The following is a 24319-nucleotide window of genomic DNA, read 5'->3' as shown; positions in this document are numbered from 1 at the left end:
GGTGTCAGGAATGAGCGGATTTGGCTTGGGGTTCGGCTTTGGAATTAAGCGTGCTCGAGTTCGTCGAAGTGGATGTGGCCGCCTTTCATCACGAACGGAATATGCTCACCCTGACCTAGCAGGCAGTCGATGGAGCGCAGCGGATTGCCGTCCACCACGAGCACATCGGCGAACGCGCCCGCCACGAGGCGGCCGAGTTTGCCGGTCATGCCGAGCACGTCGGCGCCTACTACCGTGGCGCTTGCTATGGCTTCAGCCGGCGATAAAACTTCGGCACGCAGCCGGAATTCATCGCTTTGCAGACGCTGCGCTTCTCCCAGCAGATCCGTGCCGAAGCCCATGCGTACGCCCGCGCGTTTCATGATCTCGAGAGACTTGAGGCCGGCCTCATGCACGTCGGCCACCTTTGCAAGGCTCGCTTCGGGCAGGCCGTATTTCGCGCCCTCGCTCGCGAGCGCTTCGTAGGTCACCAGCGTGGGAACCACGAAGGCATCGTGTTCCGCAACCACGCGCGCAGTGGCGTCGTCGATGAGATTGCCGTGCTCGATCGTGCGCACGCCGCAGCGCACCGCGCGGGCGATGGCGTCCGGCGTATAGGCGTGAGCCAGCACGTAGGTCTGGCGGCCGCGCGCCTCGGCAACGATCGCGCGGATCTCGTCTTCGGAGTATCCCCATGCACCGACGGGGTCGGTCGGTGAGGCAACACCGCCGGATGCCATGATCTTGATCTGGTCCGCGCCCATCTGGAGTTCTTCGCGAACGGCACGTCGCACTTCGTCCACGCCGTCCGCCACCCGTGTGAGCGCACCGACGCGTACGCAACATCCGCACGGCGCGTCCGGCGGCATGTAGTCGGTACGCGCGCGCATGTCGCCGTGACCGCCGGTCTGGCTCAGCGCGCGTCCCGAGACGAACATGCGCGGGCCCTCGGCCAGTCCGGATTCCACGGCTTGCTTGAACGGGTAACCGGCACCCCCTGCGTCCCGGATGGTGGTGAACCCTCGCCGCAGCATCGCGCGCATCAAGGGCACGGCGCGCAACGTGACGAGCACGTTGGGCAGGGTCATGACGCGCGGCAGGTTGAATTCGACCGCGATGACATGCACGTGGAGGTCGATCAGGCCAGGCATCAACGTCTTGCCTTTCAAATCGATCACGCGGGCACTGGCGGCTTTGATCGGACGATCTGACACTTCCTTGATTCGCCCGTCTTCGACCAGGACCTCGTGGCCGGGAATTAATTCTGGTTGCAACGGGTCCAGCAGCGCGCCATTACGAAACAACACCGACGTCATCGCGACTCTCCTGAGAAGGTGGAATCCGGGGCGCGGACTGCAGAGTCAACGCGCCATCTTGCATGACTGCACGAGCAGCAAACTATACGCCGCGCGCGGGCGAGCGCGCTAGCGTGTCATTAATCGCATAAGGAAAAGCGGTGAGGTAAGCGGTATGGCGCGGTACGCGTCATGCCAGGCGAAGCATGGAGACGGCAGCGTTAAATATCTGTTTCGTGAGACGGAGTAGACCTAGTTATGAGTAATGCGAAATAACTCGTCAGCGTGGTTCATATGCGCGTGCAATGTGCGGTCCTGTTTTTTCGCCCTTTCAGTGCTTCGGCTGGCGCCGCACGGTTGGCGGACCGCAGCATTATTTTGGCGGCATTGAACGTCATCGCCGTGGCTGGCGAACGAGCATGCGAACAGGGCTATGATTGTTCCCAAACTGCCGGTTCGGCGCCTCGCTATCATCACGGCGCCAAGTAACGCCTTGGTAGGAATGATCAACCTGAAGACGGCGCCCGCGCATTGCGCGGCGAAAAAAAGGAGACCCTGCATGAGCAGCATGGAAGTTATACAGACAGAGCGCGCGAGCGAAATTGCCAAACGGGTGGAAGAGTTTGTGCGCACGGTAGTAGTTCCGTACGAACGCGATCCGCGTTGCGGCAGTCACGGGCCGAGCGAGGAACTGGTGCGTGAACTTCGCGGCAAGGCGCGCGCCGCGGGCGTTCTCACGCCACATATCCTGGCGGGTGGCGACCATCTCACGCAGCTTGAAACTGCGACCATCCTGAAGCGTTCAGGCTTGTCGCCTCTTGGCCCGGTCGCCGTCAATACCGCCGCGCCGGACGAAGGCAACATGTACCTGATTGGCAAGATCGGCACTGACGCGCAGAAGGAGCGATTCCTCGCGCCGCTCGTAGCCGGCGATGCGCGCTCAGCTTTCTTCATGACCGAACCTGCATCCGATGGCGGCGCGGGCTCCGATCCTTCCATGCTCCAGACCACGGCGAGGCGCGATGGCGATCACTGGGTCATCGACGGTACGAAGGCCTTTATTACCGGCGCTGAAGGGGCATCGGTCGGCATTGTGATGGCGCGCAGCAACACGGGTGAAGAAGGAGACCCGACGGACCACAGCAACGCCAAGGTCAGGGCGACCATGTTTCTTGTCGACTTGCCGCATCCCGCCATTCATCTTGAGCGCATTCTCGACACCATCGACAGTTCAATGCCCGGCGGCCATGCAGTCGTACGTATTAGCGGATTGCGCGTGCCCGAGAGTCAGGTGCTGGGCGAGGCGCACGAAGGCTTCAAATATGCCCAGATCCGGTTGTCGCCCGCGCGGCTGTCGCATTGCATGAGGTGGCACGGCGCGACCACGCGAGCGCACGAGATCGCGACACGGTACGCCTGCACCCGCCGGGCATTCGGGAAGTTGCTCGTCGATCACGAAGGTGTCGGGTTCATGCTCGCGGAAAACGTGATTGATTTGCAGCAGGCGGAACTCATGATCGATTGGTGCGCGGCCGTACTCGATAGCGGCTCGCTGGGCACATCGGAAAGTTCGATGACAAAAGTTGCCGTGGCCGACGCGCTGTTCCGCGTGGCCGACCGCTGTGTGCAGGTCATGGGCGGCACGGGGGTATCGCGCGATACGGTGGTCGAGCAAGTGTTCCGTGAGATCCGCGCGTTTCGTATCTACGATGGCCCCACGGAAGTCCACAAGTGGTCGATCGCCAAGAAGATCAAACGCGACACGCTTGCAGGGCTCTGAAGCCCGCCAGGTCAGCCGAACAACGCGCGCGCTTGCGAATACCCGAGCGCGCGATGCGACTCCCACTGGACGTCGTCGAAGAACTGGTTGGCAGTTGTTTCATTCGGGAAATCAGCACTGGTGTTTTTGTACTGACGTACGTCGTGAGGCGCCGCCGTGGTCAAGCGGGGTTTGATCGCGAGAATCTGGCCGCTGCGTCCGTCCGGAAACGCAACCATCAGGCGGACTGCGAGGTACTCGGAACCTTTCGCAAAAGCATCGAAGGATTTGGCAATCACGCTTGCGTTCAACCGCAAGCCATCGGGCGACGTGATCTTGCACGGCGACTCGAAAATTTCGATGCCGAAGTCCACGCGAACGCGCCGCATCAGGTTGGCGAGGTCATCGAACGTATAGAGCGGATCACAACCGTTGTCGAAGATGACGATGAACGCCAACTGGCGACGCAGTAATTCGTACGCGCCGGTGTTTTCGAAGTGTCCGCCGTCTGTCAGATACCAGCGCCGCCCTCGCGGCCCGTCGAACTGCCCGAGTAGTTCACTCGTCAGGCAGAACTGCGTGCCGAACACCTTCTCACGAAAAATGCGCTTGGGGTCTTTGTCGTCCGGAAGCGGGACGCGTGTACGCCGGCTGTTCTTTGCGCCATGGCGAAACGGCGCGGAATACGTGTCCCACCAGTAACCAAGGCGAATATTGGCAATGCCCAGCAACAGCGAATAACCCGGACGCGTCAGTTGCCCGAGTCCGGTGCTCACCGCCGCGCCCGAGATCGCGATCCAGTCACCTAGCGTCAGTGATTCGAGCCAGATGTCCTGCGTTGTCCGGCCGGACAAGGTATGCGAAGCAGGCGTTGAGATGTCGTTCGCTGAACGCCAGTCGCATTTCAGCACGCCCAGCTTCGCGCCCACGGTCATGCCGGCAGGGCCGATGCTCATGATCATGCCGCGCGCACCGCGCTGCACCAGCGACGAATTCCAGTCGATCGTCTTGTTGATCGTCGTGTTGATCAGGTGGACCGGTGCGCAACTTTGTTCGTGGTAATACTGGCTCATCGCGATGCTGTCGCCGGGCACAAGTGATGTGACGTCGCGGCGGTTCGCCTGATCGAGACGGACGCGATTCGTCGCGCCAATGAACGCACGCGTCAGGCGCGTGCTATAGAAGCGCTGGTAGGTCGAGAGGTTGAGAAACTGGATGCAAAGGCCATCGATGATCGCAAGCATCAGGATGACTAAGCAGGTAAGGCCGAGGAACAGCAGGCCGCTGCGATTAGCATCCCGCCAGACGGCCGGGAAGGCATCGAGGAGGGCGGTCTTGCGCGCATAGTGTCTTAACGCGACATCGGCGGCGCGGGCGGCGATCGACCAGAACGTCAGCGTGATCAGCGCGGCGAAAAAGGCGGCAACCGAGGCGAGTACGATCTTCGGCACTTTCATGATCTGATTCTTGACCGTGCTCCCCTCGGACAAAAGAAACTTCGCCGCTGCCCAGATCGCCGCGCCCGAACCCGCCAACACGCCGAGCGACGCGGGTACAGACGACGATTCGGCGACGGCAGAGGCGGTGGTCGCGGTGGTCATTGCCGCCCCGCTCGACACCGCGAGCACACACGTGTGCGAAGCGCCGCCCGTCAGGTAGGGCGCACACGCATAGCCTATTTGACCGAGCGCATCAATCGCTGCTATGGCGGCAGCCCAGATCATGACCTGGACAGGGCCGGAGAACAAGCGATGCCGGCCGATGCGAAGCGGCGTGGTGTAAGCATTCGTCAGTGCGTTGCGCAAGCGGTCGGCGAACGCGCGGCTATCGAGGTGGGATGCCGGTTTAGCTCTCGGACCAACTCGCCATGCGATGCCCGACTTGCCCGGCGAGGCATTACGGTTCACGAAGCTCCATGCTATAACGAAAGCAAGGACGGCAAGAATTTCGGTCAGGATGACGAACCATGAGCCCGTTCCCACAAACGAGTAGTTGAGCAAGGACGACGAGGCAGCCGCGGAATGAACCGGAAGAATGGTCCCGGGCCGATTGATTTCCACGCTGATCAACGCGATCAAGGTCACGAGGATAAGCGACGCAGCAGGCAATACTTTGTAGGCCGAGCGTGTTCCCTGGGCAAGATTTTGCGTGAGCCAGTAAGCACGGCTCAACGGCGAAATGAGCAAGATTGAAATGGCTATTGCCAGCAGGCCCGGGACGGACTTGAGCAATGGATGCCAGCGGTCGGCGAAGCGGGCGAAATGAAAAATCGTGGTGTTCGTGAGGCTGATCCACAGCAACACAGTCAGCAGCGAAACGCCAATCACGTATTGCAACGCGAACCAGTTGCGCAGCGAGAACGCGATGGATTGCAGGACGTCGTTCATGCCGTTCGGCACGAGGTAGTTGCAGTTATCGCGGAGATAGGAAATTGGCGTGACCGAAGCGGGCGTGGCCGCGCAGGTCTTCGGGCCGAGTGCCGTGTCAGCGCTCTGCGCGCGTGTTTTGAATTCGGCCGCGGGTGTTTGCGCGCTGCCGGTACGCAACGAATCGGGGAGAAAGAGGCTGCCATAGAACGCGCCAATATAACTGCCGCCCGACACGGTCGATACATAACCGAAGTGCTTCAGCACCTGCTGATCCGCCATGGCCTGAAGCACGCCGAGCGAGAATACGGCGCTGCGAATTCCGCCGCCTGAGATGGCGAGGCCGGGTATGCCGGCGGCATCGAGCGTGTTGTCTGGCTGGTCGCCCGGGAACGGATCGAGCCCGACCGCTCGGCGATGGCGCCGCGCTTGCTCGATCTCAACGCCAATGAAATCCGGCGGTAATGTGGAGGAAGAATGGTCTTCGCCGCCGGCCGCAGCGGGTGTCGATGGAAACCGTTCTCCGCGCGTGGCAAGCAGGCGGAGGCCGAACAAACAGGCGATGAGCTTCAGCATGGCGGATTTTCCCGAAAAACTTTCGTGACTCGGACGCTCTAATGCTTTGACGTGATTTCGATGTTCGTACGGCGCAAACGGATAAGCAGTCGCTAAAGGCCGCAATTGTCAGATGAATACATAGACTTTTTCGACTATTGGGGCGCTTGTCGAATGTACTGCAAAGTGTTTTACGTGGGGAGGGTTTTACGATGGCGCGGGAGCGCGTTAATCGAATAGAAGGGCGTGATGGCGAAGCGAGGCACGTGTGGTTTCAAGCCCGAACTCGCACCGGGCTTGGGCTTGAAACCGCTTTATTTCAGCCGTTCTGAGTACTGCTTTTGTAGCTTCCGGCGCTGGCGAATCCCTTGAGGATCAGCATCAGGTGGAAATACAGCCGTTTGCTAAGCCCATAGTTGTACGCGTACAGATGCCCGAGCGCGATGCTCAATGCCTGCACGGGTTGATGATTGCGTGCATACACGGAGACCACGATTGGCACGATCCGTTTAAGCGCCAGTTCACGCGCTGACTCGAGGCTGCGGTCAAGCTTCAGGGATTTAAGAAAGTCATAAGCCAGGACGGCCGCGGCAGTGGTCGAGCGCGCCGTGGTCTTGGACATCGAAACCTCGGTCTTCCGATAAAACGATACATATTCCTTGAGGTAATACACCTTCCGGGCCGCGATACAAATCTGCGCGCCGAATACGAATTCGCAGCCAATGCCGTATTGCTTTCTATAGCTGATTTTCTTGACCAGATCCGCGTTGGCGAGCCAGCCGTTGTTCGGCATCATCTGGATCAGGCCGGTGCGTCCGGGATTCTCCTGCATTCCGACCACCGCTTCGGTGCGGTGGTAATCGGTATTGAGCTGCCGGCTGGCGTCCAGATCGACGCGGCCGGTATCGTCCATTTGATATTGGTCGCCGAATGCGATTTCCAGGTCCGAGTAAAGATTCCACACGGACAGCAGGCGTTCTATGCAGTCTGGCTTGAGAGCATCGTCATCGTGAATCAGGAGGATTTTATCGCCGGTAGCACGGTCGAAAAGGCTGGCAATATTATCCGCCTGCCCGAGAGGCGGCTCATTCTTGACGTACGAAATGCGCGTTTCGTGCATATACGTGGTGTCGATCATATTGCGCGTGCGGCTGTCGCTGGAATCATCGCCAATGACTATTTCAATGTCCTCATGGGTTTGAGCAAGACACGAATTCAGCGATTCCATCAGCAGGTCGGGGCGGTTGCACGTTGGCAGGCAAATAGAGATTTTGGTCTGTCGCATGATGTCTTCACCGTGGGCTGAATGGTTGGATCGACCGGGCGCATTCGGGCTAAACCAGGAATAGCGGCGTCGGATAACTGAAAGACTGCGCAAGGACGGGAGGCGTTGCTGGTTTTATACGGTTGCGCATTTATTTCGTCAACGCGATTAAATGGCGCTAAAACCAACGCTGATTTATTTTCTATTTTTTACTCGGCAAACGCTTAATTGCCGGGTTGATTTCGCAATGCGCAAGCGGGCGCTCGAATGATGACATTCGAGCGCCCGCGCCAAAGCAGGTACGGCTTTTATTCGCCTTCCAGGTTGTAACCGCTGAACCCCATGAGCGCGGACAAGCGCGCGGTCATTTCACCGACCATCTTGCAGACTTCGTCGAACTCGGGATTGACCTTTTTATCGATACGTTCGAGATACGGCACGTTGACCGCCGCCACGGCGTCGCCACTGCTCCCGATCACCGGGAACGCCACGTTGGTCACGCCGCGCATTTGCCGGCTGGGCACGATCTCATGCCCGGTCGCGCGAATCTCGTCGAGCAGCGCCAGCAGCGCCGCCGGTTCCACGTCGTTCTCGCCCTCCACGCGTGTGTGCGCAGCCAGCATTCGCTCCCGTTCGGCGGGATCGCGGAACGCGAGCAGCACGTGGCCTGACGAGGTATCGGTCAGGCCCATCACCGCGCCGACTTTCAGCCCGAAGGACCATCGCTCGGGACTATCGACTTGCGCAATCACCGCGACGCGGCCGCTGTGATAAATCGATAAATGACACGACTGCCGCGTGACGTTGGCAAGATCGCGCAACAGCGGCAGCGCCATGGCGGTCAGCGATCGAATGGGCTGCTGCCGGTGCGCCATTTCGAACAGCTTGAGCGTCAGCGTATAGCGGTCGTTATGATCGCCTTGCACATAACCGCGGCGCTCAAGCGTGACGACCATGCGAAAGATTTCGCTCACGGTGCGGCCGAGTTTCACCGAAAGTTCGTTGAGCGTATAACCCTCGGCCGTGTCCACGAGCACGTCGAGAATATCGAGGCCTTTTTCAAGGGCGGGCGCGGCGTAACGCGGACTTTCGGCGTTCTCGTCGGACGCGTTCCGGGACGGTTTTAGCACTGTATTCATGGCAATGTCTTGAGCGAAAGAGAGCGCATCGTCAAAGCGCTTGATCGCGGTCGGCAATGCGAGCGGGCAAGCCGAACAGGATCAGCAAGGCAGCGAGGATCAGGACCGCCGCAATCGCGTACAGGCCGCCTGACGGCACACCGGTCATATCCACCACCTTGCCGACCAGATACGGGCTGATGATGCCGCCCAGATTGCCGATGGAATTGATCAGCGCAATCCCGCCGGCCGCTGCGGTGCCGCTCAGGAACGCAGGCGGCAAGGTCCAGAACACCGGCAGGCAGCCGATGGCACCCACCGCGGCAATCACGAGCGAGATCATGGCAAGCGTGGTGTCGTGCGCGAAATACGCGCTCAGCATATAACCGATGCCGCCCACGCCGACCGCCAGCCCAAGGTGCCAGCGGCGCTCGCCGTGCCGGTCCGAACTCTTGCCGAGCGCCACCATGCCGATGCCCGCCGCCGCATACGGAATGGCAGTGAGGAGGCCGATGGTCATCGGACTGGTGATACCGGTGTTCTTGATCAGTTGCGGCATCCAGAACGTCAGCCCATAGAGTCCCATCAGCATGAAAAGATAGATCAGCGAGAGCAGCAGCGTGCCGGGCTGGCGCATTGCGTCGATGAATTTGTGCGACGTGCCGTGGTCCTCGCGATCCAGGTTGGCTTGCAACACAGCCTTCTCTTCAGCGTTCAGCCACTTCGCGCTGGCAATGCGGTCATCGAGAATGGCCAGCACCAGCAAGCCGAGCAGGGCGGTCGGCAAGCCTTCCAGCAGGAACAGCCACTGCCAGCCGGCCAAGCCGGCCAGACCGGCAAAGCGCGTCATGATGAAGCCCGACAACGGGCCGCCGATCACGCCTGAGATAGAGATCGACGTCATGAAAAGCGCATTGATGCGCGCGCGCCGCTTGGCGGGGAACCAGTAAGTGAAGTACAGGATGATGCCCGGCAGGAACCCCGCTTCTGTCGCGCCAATCACGAAGCGCAGCACGTAGAACCATGTTTCCGATGTGACGAACATCATCGCAGCCGAGGCGATTCCCCAAGAGATCATGATGCGCGCTATCCAGATACGCGCGCCCACGCGGCTCAGGATCAGGTTGCTGGGAATCTCGAAGATGAAATAGCCCACGAAGAAGATGCTGGCGCCAAACCCATACGCCGCGTTCGAGAGACCCAGGTCGCCCTGCATCTGCAGCTTGGCGAAGCTGATGTTGACGCGATCGAAGTAGGCGAAGATAAAGCACACGATCAGCAACGGCACGATCCGCCACACAGCCTTGCGATACGCATTTTCTTCAAGCGCAGCGGCGGCTTCCGGGCTCGCCGCCAGCGGTATCGATCCTGACATTTCGTTCCCCTCTGGGTTTTTTGTTTTAGTAAGCTATACGAATCAATAGGCTCAGTTCGACCAACCGCCGTCGATCATGTGAATCGCGCCGGTGGTGAACCCGGATTCATCGGAGGCGAGGTAGGTCACGAGCGCCGCGACTTCTTCTGCACGCCCGACCCGTCCAATCGGCTGACGCGCGACGAACGCGGCACGAACCTGCGCTTCGTCCAGATGCGATGCCGCCGCCTGACTCGCGATCCGGCCACGCAGCGACGGTGACTCGATCGTGCCGGGGCAAATCGCATTGCATCGAATTGCCTGGCCAACGAAATCAGCAGCCACGGACTTCGTCAAACCGATCACGGCCGCTTTCGACGCGCCATAAACGAAGCGGTTCGGCACGCCTTTCACGCTCGACGCCGCCGAGGCCATGTTGATGATCGACGCGCCCTTGCCTGCATCGATCATGGCGGGGAGGAATGCGCGAATGGTCCGGTACATGGCCTTGACGTTCAGGTCGAAGCTGAAGTCCCAATCCTTGTCCGTGCACTTGAGGATGTTGCCGTCGTGGACGTAGCCGGCGCAGTTGAACAGCACGTCGAGCGGGCCGGTGGTCGCGGCGAACGCGTCGACATCGGTGGAATCCAGCACGTTCAGGCGTGCAGTGCGCAGGGTCGAGCCAGCGCCTGCGTCGCGGGCGAGCTCGGCGAGGGCGCCTTCGTCGATATCGGTTGCCCAGACGTGAGCGCCTTCGGCCGCGAGCATGAGCGCGGAAGCCCGTCCAATGCCTTTGCCGGCCGCCGTCACCACGATGTTTTTGCCTTCGACACGCTTGACCATTGATGCTCCTTTTCGGTGGTGGGTCCCGTCGATGCGATTCCCCGTACGGTTTGATGTCCAATTTTCACATATGAAAAGAATTTTTATAAGTGAAGGTAAACGCGGAGAGGTGCTGGGACAGGCTGCGGGAGGTTTTTTGCTCCACACTAATGGACGAGGACGAAGATTCAGCCGATGCGGGCAAAAAGCGGCGTCAATGAAACTGCCGCGCGTGATACCGTTCCCCTTTTTCCAGCCAGGAGACGGCCATGCCGTTCGGACGAGTAAAGTGGTTCAGCGATGCAAAGGGTTTTGGTTTCATCACCCCGGACGACGGCAGCGAAGAGCTGTTCGCCCATTTCTCGGAGATCAAGACCGAAGGATTCAAGTCCTTGCTCGAGAACCAGAAGGTGAGCTTCGACGTGGGTCAAGGCCCCAAGGGCAAGCAGGCATCGAATATCCATCCTGCTTGAATCGCGGGTGAGAGCGGCTGGCCTGCGTCGTGCGAAGCGTGGGACCCGTGAGACTCGTGGGACTCAGCAACTACCGCTGCACGACGCAGCCTTGGGCGACTTACGTGGTCACTCCACGTGCCGCTCCGGATGCCGCAGCCGCGAGTGATTGCGTCCAAACGAGACGTAGATCACGAGTCCGATCACTAGCCAGACCACGAGCCGCATCCATGTGACGAGTGGCAGGCCGGTCATCAGCAGCACACAAAACAGGATGCCGAGAATGGGCACCACCGGCACGCCCGGAACGCGGAACGGCCGGTTCGCGCCTGAATCGCTGCGCCGCAGATAGATCACCGCGCCGCACACCAGCACAAAGGCGAACAACGTGCCAATACTCACCATCTCGCCCAGTACGTTAATCGGCGTAAAGGCCGCGACGATAGCGACTACCGTACCGATCATGATCTGGCTGAGGTGAGGGGTCTGCAGACGCGGATGAACCCGCGCGAACAATCCCGGCAGCAAGCCATCCTGCGACATCGTGAAGAAAATGCGGCTCTGTCCGTACAGCAGCACCAGGATCACGGTCGTCAAACCGGTCAGCGCGCCGATCTTGATGAGGATGGAGAACCAGGTGAGGCCAATCACGTCCACGCCCTTCGCGATCGGATCGGGCACGTTCAATTCGCCATAAGGCACGAGTCCGGTGAGCACCCCCGCCACCGCGATGTAAAGGACCGTGCAGATCACAAGTGAACCGAGAATCCCAACCGGCATGTCGCGTTGCGGTTTTTTGGCTTCCTGAGCGCAAGTCGATACCGCATCGAATCCGATGAACGCAAAGAACACGACTGCGGAGCCGCGCAGGATTCCGCTCATGCCGAAGTTGCCGAACTCGCCGGTGTTCGCCGGGATGAACGGATGCCAGTTCCCGGGATGCACGAAGAACACACCCAGCGCAAGAAACGCCACCACGACAAACAGCTTGATCGCGACCATGACGTTGTTGAGCCGGGCTGACTCCTTGGTCCCCATCACCAGCATGAGCGTCAGGATCGCGATGATGAAGACGGCCGGCAGATTGACGACGCCCGCCACCGATGTCCCGTCGGCAAGCTTCACCATGGTGCCGGGTGCAGCCGCCATTTGCGGTGGCAGAGTAATGCCTACGTTATGAAGCAAGCTGACTATATAACCCGACCAACCGACAGCAACAGTGGCCGCGCCCATGGCGTATTCGAGTATCAGGTCCCAGCCGATGATCCACGCGAACACCTCGCCGAGCGTGGCATACGTATAGGTATAACTGCTGCCGCAGACAGGGAGCATGGCCGCGAGTTCGGAGTAACACAGGCCGACAAACGCGCAAGCGATACCGCCCAATATGAACGACAAGATGATGGCCGGTCCCGCGAACTGCGCAGCGGCTGTGCCTGTCAGCACGAAGATGCCGGCGCCGATGATGGCGCCAATGCCCATTGCCGTGATGCTGAGTGCGCCTAGTGTCTTCGCTAGCGGGCGCTCTCCGCCCTCAGCACTCTTGACTATGTCGGCAACGGATTTGCGCGCCATGTAACTCGTATCAGCCATGATGTCTCGCCTCGGTCGTACGTTGGTGGACACGAATTGAACGGGACGCAATGCCCGGATCAACTTGCGGATCACTACGAAAAACGCTTGATGCAAGACGGCTCACGGCGACCCACTACATGGAGTGAATCACGCTGACGCTTTAAGTCTATGCCTAATGAAATTTAATGGGAAGCGAAGCAATAACCCTATCTTGCGTCGTTATGGGTGCAACACAGGCATGGCATGCGCAGTGCTACGGGGAGAGTTCGTCATCGCGTAAGCACGCGATGTGTTTGCGGCAATGCAACGTTATACGAGACTCGCCGAGCCTCGTATTGAATTGATATCAGTGCTTGCGGCGCTCACGTACTGCAGCAGCAAGTGTCTGCAATACGGGTTCGGTTTGCGTCCAGGCGAGGCACGCGTCGGTGATGGAGACGCCACGGCGCAGCGGTACACCGGGCTTCAGATCTTGCCGGCCTTCTTCCAGATGACTTTCGATCATCACGCCAATAATGCGCCGGTCGCCGCCGTCCAGTTGACGCGCGATGTCCTGACCCACGTCGATCTGGCGCAGATGCGACTTGCCCGAATTCGCATGCGAACAATCGATCATCACCTGCTCGCGAAGTCCCACTTCCTTGAGCGCGGCGCATGCAGCAGCTACGCCTTCGCTATCGTAGTTCGGTCCTTTCTTGCCGCCTCGCAGGATCACATGTGCGTCCGCGTTGCCACGGGTTTCGAAGATGGCGGCCATGCCCATCTTGGTCATGCCCATGAACGCGTGGCTTGCTTGCGCCGCGACAATTGCGTCGGCCGCGATCTGCACGCCGCCGTCGGTGCCGTTCTTGAAACCGATGGGGCAGCTCAGGCCAGAAGCGAGTTGCCGATGGCTCTGGCTCTCCGTCGTCCGCGCGCCAATGGCGCCCCAGGCGATCAGGTCCGCAATGTACTGCGGGCTGAGCAGGTCGAGAAACTCGGTGCCCGTCGGCAAGCCGATGCTGCTGATATCGAGCAGCAACTGGCGTGCGCGGCGCAGGCCTTCATTGATGCGAAACGTGCCGTCCAGAAGCGGGTCGTTGATGTAACCCTTCCAGCCGACAGTGGTGCGTGGTTTTTCAAAGTACACGCGCATCACGATCAACAGGTCGTCGCGCAGCTCGTCGGCGGCGGCCTTCAGGAGATGAGCGTATTCGAGTGCCTGGTCGTGGTCGTGAATCGAGCACGGTCCGACGACGATCACCAGCCGGTCATCGCGGCCTTGAAGGACGTCGGCTATCTCAACGCGGCTTTTTTCAACCAGCGTCTGCACCGCGAGCGGCACAGGCAGGTCATCTTGCAGCAGCGCGGGAGAAATCAGCGGGCGGACGGCGCCAATGCGGACATCGTCGATGCGGGTCGTATCTTGCGTCGAGTCGGCACGGCCGGCCTCCTGATCGTGAAACGGGTTGTCGAGGCGGCTCATGGGATGGGTTCTCCGGAAACAGGGTGACAGCCCGGGATTATCGCATTTGAGCCGGGCGGCGCCGGTGGGCACGTCGGGCAAAGCGGCAAACTTGGTGAGCCAGATCGTCAGCAACCCGGAGGTCTGTTTCGCCAAGCGGCCACACAAGCGCGTTTACCCTCAATTTAGTCATACTATTTGGAATTTCTGACTACCCTACTTATGCTGTGCTTAGGTCGGCTAGTTGCTCAGTTGCTCAGTTGCTCAGAACCGAGGCTCATCTTTTCATCGCATATGGACTATCGACACATCCAGCAAGGCAAAAGCATGCACGGGCGCATCGTGCAGGATCTCGGCATGGATATCGTCGGCGGCAAGGTTGCGCCCGGCGAACGGCTGCCTGCCGAGGTGCTGCTGTGCGAAACCTATGGCGTCAGCCGGCCGGTCTTGAGGGAGGCGACGCGTGTGCTGGTGGCGAAGGGGCTGGTGGTGTCGAAGCCGCGGGTGGGCAGTGTAGTCAGGCCGCGCGCTGACTGGCATATGCTCGACCCTGACGTGCTCCACTGGACGCTCAACAGCGTGCCAGAGGGTGAGTTCTTCCGTTCGCTGCTTACTGTGCGGCGCATTATCGAACCGGCCGCTGCGGCGCTCGCGGCCACGAGCGGCAGCAGCGAGGATCTCGCCCGGATCGAGGCCGCTTACACACGCATGGAAGGGGCAGCCACCGCGCCCGATTTGCTCGAGCCCGACTTGGAGTTCCATCGCGCGATCATGGCAGCCACGCACAACGACATGCTGGCGTACATCGGCAATATGTTGTCGCTCGCATTGTCCGAATCCATTCGCCTGACCAGCCGTCATCCCGATACGCACGCGCTCTCCTTGCCGCGGCACAAGGCGATTCTTACGGCCATTCAAAGCCGCGATCCGCTGGGCGCGCGGCAGGCGAGTCTGGTGCAGCTCGAAAGCGCACGAGTGGATGCGGACAGCGTGCTTGAAGAAGGCAGTGCACGCCGCGCTTAGCCGCCGTCTCATGCCCAATTATTGGGAATATAGCCAGACTATTGAACGGTCGAGCCGGGTTTACTCCGCTGCCTTACAGAGTCGTTGCGAAATATAGTGTGACTATTTGTTGCCCCGCAAAGAGTGTCCGTTGGAGGGCGCCCAGCGGCATGAACGAGGAGACAGATGTGGCCGACAAGCTCGTAGCCCCCGCCGGAGTTGCAACCGGTGCCGGCATGAATTTTCGCTGGACCGTGCTGATATGGCTGGTGGCGGGCGGCATCATCAACTACATCGATCGCGCCAGTCTCTCCATTGCGGCGCCGGAAATGATTCGCGAACTCGGGTTGTCGCGAACGCAGATCGGCCTGCTCGGCACGGTGTTCGCGTGGACCTATGCGGTGATGCAGTTGCCCGCGGGCTGGGTGATCGACCGCTTCGGCGCGAAGAAGGCCTACGCGGTGGCGATGATCTGGTGGAGCGTTGCGACCTACATGACCGGGGTGGTCGGATCGGTCAGCGCGCTGCTCGTGATGCGCGCGTTACTCGCAGTCGGTGAGGCACCGTGCTGGCCTACCTCGGCGAAGATCACAGCCGCGTGGTTCCCGATGAAGGAACGAGGATTTGCCACGGGCATCTGGGATTCGTCATCGAAATGGGGCCCCGCGCTTGCACCCGCTGTGCTCGTTGCGTTGATGGTCGCGTTTGGATGGCGCTCGCTGTTTCATGTGGCGGGTTTTGTTGGCATCGCGTTCGCCATTGTGTTTCTTTTTCTCTATCGAAACCCTGAGCAGAGCAAGCGGCTTTCGAAGCAGGAGTTTGCTTATATCGAAGCGGGCGGCGGCGGCCGTGAGCGGTCGATCAGCAACTCGACCCACGAGTGGCGCGGACTGTTCACGCACCGCAGCGTGTGGGGCATGATCCTCGGATACTTCTGCGCGATCTGGCTGTGGAACCTGTTCCTCGTGTTCCTGCCGCTGTATTTGCTCGATCGCTTTCACATATCGTTCGTACAGCTGGGTATTTACGCGAGCATCCCATGGATCGGCGGAGCGGTTGGCGAGATTATCGTGGGGTATCTGACCAAGAAGATGGTTGATCGCGGCATGGCGACGCCTATCGATGCCAAGCGCATGTGGATCGTGATCTGTGCGATCGGTGCAGCGGTCTCGGCGGTGGCCATTCCTTTTGCCGATTCGTTGGGCGTCACCATTACGTTGATGACGCTGGGCCTTGCATTCCTTGCGGCGATTATTGGCGCCGCGTGGGCACTGGCATCCGACGTTGCGCCGAAGTCGATGGTCGCCTCCGTCAGCGCGATCCAGAATTTCGGCGGGTATTTCGGCGGTGCGTTCTCGCCGGTGGTGGCGGGGTTTATCGTCGATAAAACCGGCTCGTATTCGATCGCGTTGATTTCGGGTGGATTGATAGCGGGATGTTCCGCGCTGTTTTACTGGTTCATGGTGCGGCGAGTGGTGCCGGAGCGGGAAGCGGTGTGAGATCGAAACGACTGCGTTAACCCCAAATCAACTTCAGACCGAGCGAACCGCATGGCCCGATTTTCCCAGGCCATGCGGTCCAATACTTCTACATACGCGACTAATTCAAACCCCGGTCGCTTGCCCCGATCCAAGATCGGCGCCGGTCATCGGATCCGAACTCTTGTCCGATGCCGTGCGTGCGGCCATGGCCTGCAACACATCCACTTCTTCCGCCGATACCCCCACGGTCGCGAGTCCGTCACCGCCATCCACGGCCGGTTGCGGATCTTCCACGAACTTCCAGTCGCCGCCCTCATTCCACGGGCCGCGCACCGCCGGCTCGCTGCCTTGCGACATGTTGTAGTAGACGCTTGTAAATTCCGGCACGCCTGGCAACTTGCCTTGCGGGAAATTTGGCTGGATCGAATGCAGCGCTTTCTCGAACGACTTCTGGTGCGCAATTTCGCGCGTCATGAGGAAGCCAAGCGCTTCCTGGATGCCGGCGTCATCGGTGACATTGATCAGGCGCTCATACACGATCTTGGCACGCGCCTCGGCTGCAATATTCGAGCGCAGATCTGCAGTCGGCTCACCAATGGTGTCGATGTACGCCGCCGACCAAGGCACGCCCGCCGAATTCGTGAGGGCAGGACCGCCGCCGTATAAAAGGGCAGTGGTGTGCGAGTCGTTGCCGCCGGAAGTCATCGATCGGTACAACTCAGCTTCCTGCTCAACGGCTTCGGCGAGTTGGCCCTTCGCGCCCTTGTTCAGCATCGCGACAATTGAACCGATGATCTCCAGATGGCTCAGCTCCTCCGTGGCGATATCGAACAGCATGTCCTTGCGGCCCGGATCGTCCTCTCCTACGGCCTGGGTGAAGTAACGGCAGGCCGCGGCAAGTTCGCCCTGCGGGCCGCCGAACTGCTCGAGCAGAAGGTTGGCGAGACCCGGGTTGGGAGCCGCAACGCGGACAGTGTATTGCAAGCGTTTGTTATGAATAAACATACGTAGTACTCCTAGGATCATTAACCGCTCGGCTTTCCCAAAAGCACTCGAGAGGCGTGCAGAAGCACGCGACGTCGTCGCGATGAAAAAACAGAACGAAGGTAGCGGATTGCTCCGGACGGCAACGCGATGGCAAACCGTGTCGCACCCAACCCTGGGCGTCCGGGTCTCAGAGCGGCGAAATGCTCTGGCGTACAGGCGGCAACTTCGCCGCAAAGAAAAAAAGAACCACGACAACCACTTCAGCATGGGCCGTTCCCGAGGCCCCGCACTCCCGTTTTCATCGCTGGCTGACTATCGTAAATTGGCAAAAATCCTTGACGCACTGCGAAAACCAGCCTATAACCATCCAATGGGATGGTAACGGGATGGTTTGAATGATTCAAAAAGTTGAAGTGCTCAGGCCGAAGGGTGGTGAGACAGAGAAGATCACGATAAACCTCGGTCCAGTGGACTTGGGACAGATCGACCTGCTGGTGGAAGAGGGTTTTTACTCGAACCGCACGGACCTGATTCGCACGGCCATCAGGAATCAACTGGCCACGCACTCGCAGGTCGTGAACGAAACGGTGACGCGGCGCGCGCTGGTGTTGGGCATGCAGCACTTTTCGAAGCGCGATCTTGAAGCGGCGCGCGAGGCGGGTGAAAAGTTCGACATTCAGGTGCTGGGACTCGCAAGTATTGCTGCCGACGTGTCGGTCGAACTGGCGCTCGAAACGATCGCATCGATCGTCGTGCTCGGCGCTTTTCATGCATCGCCCGCAGTAAAAGCGGCGCTGGCTGGCCGGATTAGATAGTGATACCGCTCGTGATGCTGGCGGATAAGCAATAGCAGCAACCAATGGGAAAGATAATGAAACTCAATGAAGGATTCCTGCATTCGATGCAGGATGCAATGAAGCTGCTGCGCGCACGCGGCCCAAAGGAAGCGACGGCGGCGCTGCAGCGTGCGCTTGGCGCACACGCTCAGCCAATGCATCAAGCGAATACAGACGCGCCGGCCGTCGCGGATCCAGGCACGCTCACGACGCATACGTTCACGAGTGCCGCCGGTCATCGGAACTACAAGGTCTATGTGCCGAAGCACCACGGCAGCCAGCCGTTGCCGCTGGTGGTCATGCTGCATGGCTGCACGCAGGATGCCGATGACTTCGCCGCGGGCACGCAGATGAACGCGCTGGCGGAGCGGGATGGATGCATCGTGGTGTATCCGGTGCAGCCGCAAGGTGCGAACGCATCGAAGTGCTGGAACTGGTTCAAGCCTGGCGATCAGCAGCGCGACAGCGGCGAGCCGGCGCTGATTGCGGGCATCACGCGAGAAGTAATGTCGAAGCACGCAGTTGATCCGGCGCGCGTATTCGTCGCCGGTTTATCGGCGGGCGGGGCAATGGCCGCCATCATGGTCCAGGCGTATCCGGATCTTTATGCCGCTGCATGCGTGCATTCAGGGCTGGCCGTGGGGGCCGCGCACGATTTGCAATCGGCGCTGGCGGCCATGCGAGGGGGGAAGTCGCCGGGTATTCGTCGTGCAGCGGCTCCGAAGCGGCCGCTGATCGTGTTTCACGGCGATGCTGACACAACCGTACATCCATCGAACACGGCTGAGTTGTTGCGCGGTTTCGGCGCTCAGGCCGTTATATTCGACGAGACTTCTCGTGGAGAAGCGGGCAAGCGTAAAAGCACGGTGGAAAGGCTGAAATCGGCGGACGGCGTTGATGCGGAGTTGTGGTTGATTCATGGTGCTCCGCACGCCTGGGCGGGCGGTAGCGCGAATGGTTCGTACACCGACGCAACGGGTCCCGACGCCAGCACGATCATGATGCGATTTTTCCTTGAGCATCCGCTGCAGGGCTGACCGGAAAATATCGGCGACAACATAATGGCTGCGTGTTTAAAAACAAAAGGGCCATTTGCATGGCCTTTTTGTTCAGCGTGCGTCTATGTCATCCTCTCAAGCCGGCAGCGAAAAGCTCCCAATCGCTTCACGCAGCACGTCGACCTGATCCTTCAGCGAATGCGCCGCCGCTGCCGCTTCTTCTACCAGCGCCGCGTTCTGCTGCGTCACCTGATCCATTTCACCCACTGCGCGATTGACCTGCTCGATACCCGCGCTCTGCTCATTCGACGCATGACTGATTTCATCGAGAATCTCGTTCACGCGGCGCACCGAACTCACGATTTCACCCATCGTCGCGCCGGCGTTCGACACCAGCGACGCGCCTTCTTTCACCGTCTCCGTCGATGTCCCGATCAGCGCCTTGATTTCCTTCGCCGCCGTCGCCGAGCGTTGTGCAAGACTGCGCACTTCCGCCGCCACTACCGCAAACCCACGCCCTTGCTCGCCGGCTCGCGCTGCTTCCACAGCCGCGTTCAGCGCCAGGATGTTGGTCTGGAACGCAATGCCATCGATCACGCCAATGATGTCGCCAATCTGCTTCGAGCTTTCCGTAATGCGCGTCATGGTATGAATAACCTCCTCGACTACGCCGCTGCCGCGCTGGGCCACGTCGGCTGCTTCGCCGGCCAGCTTGGCGGCTTGCGTCGCGCTGTCGGCGTTCTGCTTCACGTTAGCCGTCATCTCGTCCATGCTCGACGCGGTCTGTACCAGTGCAGCGGCTTGTTGTTCAGTGCGCTGCGACAGGTCGGTATTTCCCGCTGCAATCTCCGACGCCCCCACGTTAATGTTCTCGGTCCCGGTGCGAACACGCGTAACGGTTTCCACCAGGCCGCTTTGCATCTCGCTCAGCGCGAACATCAGGCTATGCGAATCGCCGTCTGCAAGCGGCACATGCGTGGTCAGGTCACCGCGTGCAATGCGCTGTGCGGCGATCACGGCAATCGACGGATCGCCGCCGAGTTCACGCTTGATGCTGCGTAACACCAGCAGCATGACCAGCGACGCGAGCACGCCGAGCACCGCGGTGATCCCGAACCAGCGCCATGCGCTCGCGTAGAACGCAGCGTTGATGTCGTCCGTATACATGCCGGTCACGATGAACCAGTCCCACGGCACGAAGTGCTTCGAGAAACTCATTTTCGGCACGGGGACGTCGCTGCCGGGCTTCGACCACAGATAAGTGATGAAACCGCCTTCGGGCGACGAGCTGCCGGCGTTGACAATATTGACGAAGAGCTTGTTCCCCGCCGGGTCGGTGAAGCCGCCCAGGCTTTGCCCGTTCATCGCCGGCTTGATCGGATGCATGATCATCTTCGGCTGCGAGTCGTTGACTGAAATGTAGCCGTCGGTGCCGTAGCGCATCGAAGCAAGCACTTCAAGCGCGCGCTTTTTCGCTTCGTCTTCGGAGATGGTCTTGTTCGCGGCGAGACTCTGGAAATGCGCCGTGGCGGTCATGCCTTCGGCAACCAGCGCTTTCAGTTGCTCGCGGCGATCGTCCATTGTCGATGAACGGCTTTGCCACGCCCCTATGAATCCGATCGCGACCAGTCCGAGCCATAGCACGGCGATCATCGATCCGAGCTTCTGATTCAATGTCATTTTCTTCATGTTTCTGCCGTCGCCTAGTGTTGAACCGTATAAGTGAATGTGCGGCGTCGGGCGTTGCCGAACGCTATGCGTAGCTTCTTTACGGCAAAGCAGTGGCGGAATGTAGGGGTGGGATAACCCCTAGCAAAGAAATGAGCGCATCGTTCTATTCATCTGAAGATAAAGATGTGTCCGGTTGGACGGCTCCTGGCGCAACCGGACTTGTCGCTTTAGATACAGGCAGTGATCAGATCATCGAATTAAAAAGTGCTGCGGATACCAACCCGTCCAACCGCCTGCTTCTGGTTGCTTGAAGGATTGAAGCCTGCAATCTGGGCGGCTTCTGCGTCGCCGGCGGCTTTCTGGAATACGCCCAGCACATACACCGATGTCCGCTTCGACAACGCATATTCAGCCGTCAGGTTGAACTGGTTGAATTTGGGCTGCGCGCTGGTCGCATGGTCGCGGCCGGTGGTGTAGGTGTAACCCGCGCCGATTGTCACTGCCGGCGTCGGATTAAACAGCGTCGACAACTCGTAGTTCTGGAACGTCGCGTCATGTCCCGCGCTGCCTTGCTGGAATATCGTATTCGTGAAGTCCGCCAACACGCGCAGCGACGCGAGCACTTGATACGAAGCCCCTACACCCAGTACTTTTTGCGCGCGAGCGGCAGTCAGGAAGTCGCCATAGACCGCATTCGTGAAGCCCGGATAGTTCTGGTAACCCTGCGTCGACACACCTGGATTGTTAATGCGCAGATACGCCACGCCTGCGCTGATCGGCCCTGCAGCGTAAGTCGCACCCGCGCTGAACGTGGCGTTGTTCGAGAACTGCCCGGCGATGCCGCCTAGCGAATACAGGCCGCCGAAGGTAAATCCGGCAAAGGCGGGGCTGCGATATTTGATCGCATTCGCGATGGGGAAGCCGTTGTCGGTGTTGTCCATGTCGTTCGGATGGGCGAAATAATAGCCGCCGACATTGCCGTTAAGCGTATAAGGCTCGACGAAATCCACAACGGAGTCCCATTGACGACCGAGCGTCAACGTACCCGCCTGAACGCTCTGAAGGCCCACATAAGCGTTGCGGGAGAACGCGAGTCCGCTGCCGAGGTTTCCCGAGTTGATATTGAAACCGCTCTCGAGGCGAAAGAGGGTTGAGAGACCGCCGCCCAGGTCTTCGGTGCCACGCACGCCCCAGCGGCTGCCTGCGGTCACGCCGGATGCAAGCTGGAACAAGTGGTTCCCCTGCACGTTGCTGACCACATCGACACCGTCTTCCACAATTCCATATAACGTGACCGAACTCTGTGCATGCGCGAGGGAAGTGGTGGCCATAATCGGGATAATCGCTGCAAGTTTTTTTAACATATGTACGCTCGGTTTTAGACGCCTGGGGGATGGATTGATTTCGAGGACATACACTTAGTACAACAAAGGTCGGATAGCGAGCGATTAAGGTGTCAAATTTCGTCGATTGGGTAATCGACGTGGCATCTGTTACGGATCAGTCACGATCGCGGGAAGTTAGTTTGGATAACTATGTATTTAGATTCAAGAAAATCCCAATTGCCTGATCGAGGTCTTCTGGGGAGTGTTCCTTTGTGAGCCCACCGCCCGCGTCGATCGACGCGGGCGCCTCGTCAACGTGACGAACGCAAGGAGCTCATGCTTGAGGTTTCATCGGCCCGGCGAGCCATTCGCGGCCCTTCAGCATGCCATTCCAGTACAGCCACGGAAGGACCATTGTCTTGAGATGCCACGCGAGGGCGCGCGGCACGGTAGGGTCGAGCGGGATGGTCGGCAGCAGCTTGCCGCCGTAGCCGAACTCCGCCAGCACGACCTTGCCTTTCTCAACCGTCAGCGGGCAGGCGCCGTAGCCGTCGTAGCGTGCGCTTAATGGTTTTTGCTCACGCGCAGCAAGCAGGTTTTCCGCCACTACGACTATCTGCTTGCGAGCCGCCGCGGCCGTTTTTGCGTTGGGTGCTGAGCACGCATCGCCGAGTGCAAAGATGTCCGGATAACGCGGGTGCACGAGCGTGGCGTGATCGACTTCGCACCAGCCGGCCTTGTCGGCAAGCGCGCTCTTGCTGATCACGTCCGGTGGTAGTTGCGGCGGCACGACATGCAGCATGTCGAACGGTTTGTCGACACGCATGACGCTGCCGGTACCGTCTTTCACGCTGAACGAAGCGATCCGGCGAGCACCGTCCACGCCGACCAGGTTCGATCCGAACGCAAGCGACGCATGATAGCGCTCGACATATTTCATCAACGACGGCGCGAACGCAGCGACTCCGAAAAGCACGTCGCCGGCCAGGTTGAATTCGACGTCGAGTTGATCAAGCACACCTTGCCTGAGCCAGTGATCGCAAGACAGGTACAGCGCTTTTTGCGGGGCGCCGGCGCATTTGATCGGCATGGCTGGCTGCGTAAAGAGGGCCTTGCCGCGCTTGAGTTCGTTGACGAGTTTCCACGTGTACGGCGCGAGATCGAATCGATAATTCGACGTTACGCCGTTCGCGCCCAATGTGTCTTCCAGACCTTCGATTTTTTCCCATGCGAGCCGCAGTCCGGGGCAGACGATCAGGTGCCGATAACCAACGGCGCGCCCATCGTCGAGCCGGACAAGATGCTGCCCGGGCTCGATCGCGCTCGCACTGGCACGCAGCCAATGCGCTCGTTCCGGCATGACCGACGACATGGGCCGCACGGTGTCGTCTATGTTGAAGGCACCTCCGCCGACCAACGTCCATGCGGGCTGATAGAAATGCCGCTCGCTCGGCTCGATGACCGCGATGCGAAGATCGAGCCGCCGGCGCAGCAAGCTTGCCGCCACGCCAATACCCGCAGCGCCGCCGCCAATGACTACTACGTCGAAATTTCCTGTACTGCCTGAAGCCGCTGCATTCGTGCTCATTGCTATACCCCTGCTTCAAAGTTCAATTTCTTACCCTGCCAGACTGCTTTTGCAAACGTGCTTTAAAAGGTGTTCAACGGCAGCGTCGGATAACTCACGCCGTTGGATTCGGCCGGTGGAAAAACACCCGCGCGGATGATCGCACAGCAACTGACCGTTGCCGGCTCAACGATCGCACCCCTCCGAAAAACATCGGCGGCATTGATCGCAGATGCTCAAGTCCGAATCTCCGCGTGCCGATAAACAAACATGGCCGGCAGCAACTGATTTAAGTAACCGTTGCAAATCAGTGGGGATCAATTCGGCGCTTTCCTCTTTATGACAAAGTGTTGCGATTTTGCCGACAAGCCGCCCAAGCGGGCGATCCAGGCATACAGTTAAAGTGTTTTATCAAGTTCAGGTTGCGGTGCGGGAGGTGTGATGAAGCGCAGGACGGCTAGGCAACTTG

Annotated in this window: 18 protein-coding genes; 6 read left to right on the top strand and 12 right to left on the bottom strand. The window is 59.7% G+C overall.

Translation table 11 applies throughout. The features are described from left to right. Positions 1-44 precede the first annotated feature (44 nt). On the bottom strand, positions 45-1295 hold the full coding sequence (locus ACSQ83_RS02885) for an amidohydrolase family protein (protein WP_436227162.1): 1251 nt from the start codon (positions 1293-1295) through the stop codon (positions 45-47). A 547-nt stretch (positions 1296-1842) separates the two neighbouring features. On the opposite strand from ACSQ83_RS02885, the gene ACSQ83_RS02880 reads away from it, so the two are divergent. Then, a complete protein-coding gene (locus ACSQ83_RS02880) occupies positions 1843-3054 on the top strand; it encodes an acyl-CoA dehydrogenase family protein (protein WP_414966869.1) in 1212 nt (403 codons plus the stop codon). Positions 3055-3065: 11 nt separating this feature from the next. Here ACSQ83_RS02880 and ACSQ83_RS02875 read toward each other — a convergent pair whose 3' ends face one another. From ACSQ83_RS02875 to ACSQ83_RS02855, 5 genes are all read right to left on the bottom strand, one after another. Further along, positions 3066-5975, bottom strand: coding sequence for a patatin-like phospholipase family protein (locus tag ACSQ83_RS02875; protein WP_436227161.1), 2910 nt, complete (start codon positions 5973-5975; stop codon positions 3066-3068). Between the two features lie 298 nt (positions 5976-6273). Next, positions 6274-7239 carry a glycosyltransferase family 2 protein gene (locus ACSQ83_RS02870; protein WP_436227160.1) on the bottom strand — a complete coding sequence of 322 codons (966 nt, stop codon included), beginning with the start codon at positions 7237-7239 and terminating at the stop codon, positions 6274-6276. Between the two features lie 287 nt (positions 7240-7526). After that, on the bottom strand, positions 7527-8357 hold the full coding sequence (locus ACSQ83_RS02865; RefSeq protein WP_414949189.1) for an IclR family transcriptional regulator: 831 nt from the start codon (positions 8355-8357) through the stop codon (positions 7527-7529). Positions 8358-8388: 31 nt separating this feature from the next. Further along, positions 8389-9711, bottom strand: coding sequence for an MFS transporter (locus tag ACSQ83_RS02860; RefSeq protein WP_436227159.1), 1323 nt, complete (start codon positions 9709-9711; stop codon positions 8389-8391). 51 nt (positions 9712-9762) lie between these two features. Continuing rightward, positions 9763-10533 carry an SDR family oxidoreductase gene (locus ACSQ83_RS02855; protein WP_414949191.1) on the bottom strand — a complete coding sequence of 257 codons (771 nt, stop codon included), beginning with the start codon at positions 10531-10533 and terminating at the stop codon, positions 9763-9765. Positions 10534-10781: 248 nt separating this feature from the next. Here ACSQ83_RS02855 and ACSQ83_RS02850 point away from each other — a divergent pair, with 248 nt between their 5' ends. After that, a complete protein-coding gene (locus ACSQ83_RS02850; RefSeq protein ID WP_299703114.1) occupies positions 10782-10985 on the top strand; it encodes a cold-shock protein in 204 nt (67 codons plus the stop codon). 108 nt (positions 10986-11093) lie between these two features. On the opposite strand, the gene ACSQ83_RS02845 is transcribed toward ACSQ83_RS02850, so the two are convergent. Both ACSQ83_RS02845 and ACSQ83_RS02840 read right to left on the bottom strand, forming a co-directional pair. After that, positions 11094-12557: an amino acid permease gene (locus ACSQ83_RS02845; RefSeq protein WP_414949193.1), complete on the bottom strand. Its 1464-nt coding sequence runs from the start codon at positions 12555-12557 to the stop codon at positions 11094-11096. Positions 12558-12885: 328 nt separating this feature from the next. Beyond that, the gene (locus tag ACSQ83_RS02840; RefSeq protein WP_436227158.1) at positions 12886-14004 is read right to left on the bottom strand and encodes a 3-deoxy-7-phosphoheptulonate synthase; all 1119 of its coding nucleotides are present in this window, start codon (positions 14002-14004) and stop codon (positions 12886-12888) included. Between the two features lie 273 nt (positions 14005-14277). Between ACSQ83_RS02840 and ACSQ83_RS02835 the strand changes: the two genes are divergently transcribed. Then, the gene (locus ACSQ83_RS02835) at positions 14278-15006 is read left to right on the top strand and encodes a FadR/GntR family transcriptional regulator (RefSeq protein WP_414949195.1); all 729 of its coding nucleotides are present in this window, start codon (positions 14278-14280) and stop codon (positions 15004-15006) included. Between the two features lie 149 nt (positions 15007-15155). Beyond that, positions 15156-16484: an MFS transporter gene (locus tag ACSQ83_RS02830; protein WP_436227157.1), complete on the top strand. Its 1329-nt coding sequence runs from the start codon at positions 15156-15158 to the stop codon at positions 16482-16484. 105 nt (positions 16485-16589) lie between these two features. On the opposite strand, the gene ACSQ83_RS02825 is transcribed toward ACSQ83_RS02830, so the two are convergent. Then, positions 16590-17471, bottom strand: coding sequence for a manganese catalase family protein (locus ACSQ83_RS02825; protein ID WP_414949197.1), 882 nt, complete (start codon positions 17469-17471; stop codon positions 16590-16592). Positions 17472-17848: 377 nt separating this feature from the next. On the opposite strand from ACSQ83_RS02825, the gene ACSQ83_RS02820 reads away from it, so the two are divergent. Further along, positions 17849-18268: a CopG family transcriptional regulator gene (locus ACSQ83_RS02820; RefSeq protein WP_436227156.1), complete on the top strand. Its 420-nt coding sequence runs from the start codon at positions 17849-17851 to the stop codon at positions 18266-18268. Between the two features lie 56 nt (positions 18269-18324). Further along, complete coding sequence (locus ACSQ83_RS02815) at positions 18325-19326, top strand: extracellular catalytic domain type 1 short-chain-length polyhydroxyalkanoate depolymerase (RefSeq protein ID WP_436227155.1); 1002 nt, start codon at positions 18325-18327, stop codon at positions 19324-19326. Between the two features lie 96 nt (positions 19327-19422). Here ACSQ83_RS02815 and ACSQ83_RS02810 read toward each other — a convergent pair whose 3' ends face one another. From ACSQ83_RS02810 to ACSQ83_RS02800, 3 genes are all read right to left on the bottom strand, one after another. Further along, positions 19423-20967, bottom strand: coding sequence for a methyl-accepting chemotaxis protein (locus ACSQ83_RS02810; protein ID WP_414949385.1), 1545 nt, complete (start codon positions 20965-20967; stop codon positions 19423-19425). A gap of 248 nt (positions 20968-21215) precedes the next feature. Next, positions 21216-22289 carry a porin gene (locus ACSQ83_RS02805; RefSeq protein WP_436227154.1) on the bottom strand — a complete coding sequence of 358 codons (1074 nt, stop codon included), beginning with the start codon at positions 22287-22289 and terminating at the stop codon, positions 21216-21218. A gap of 328 nt (positions 22290-22617) precedes the next feature. Further along, on the bottom strand, positions 22618-23871 hold the full coding sequence (locus tag ACSQ83_RS02800) for an NAD(P)/FAD-dependent oxidoreductase (protein WP_436227153.1): 1254 nt from the start codon (positions 23869-23871) through the stop codon (positions 22618-22620). Positions 23872-24319 lie beyond the last annotated feature (448 nt).

Source organism: Caballeronia sp. LjRoot29 (genome assembly GCF_964252755.1).
GTDB lineage: Bacteria > Pseudomonadota > Gammaproteobacteria > Burkholderiales > Burkholderiaceae > Caballeronia.
This window is presented reverse-complemented; position numbering and strand designations above follow the sequence as displayed.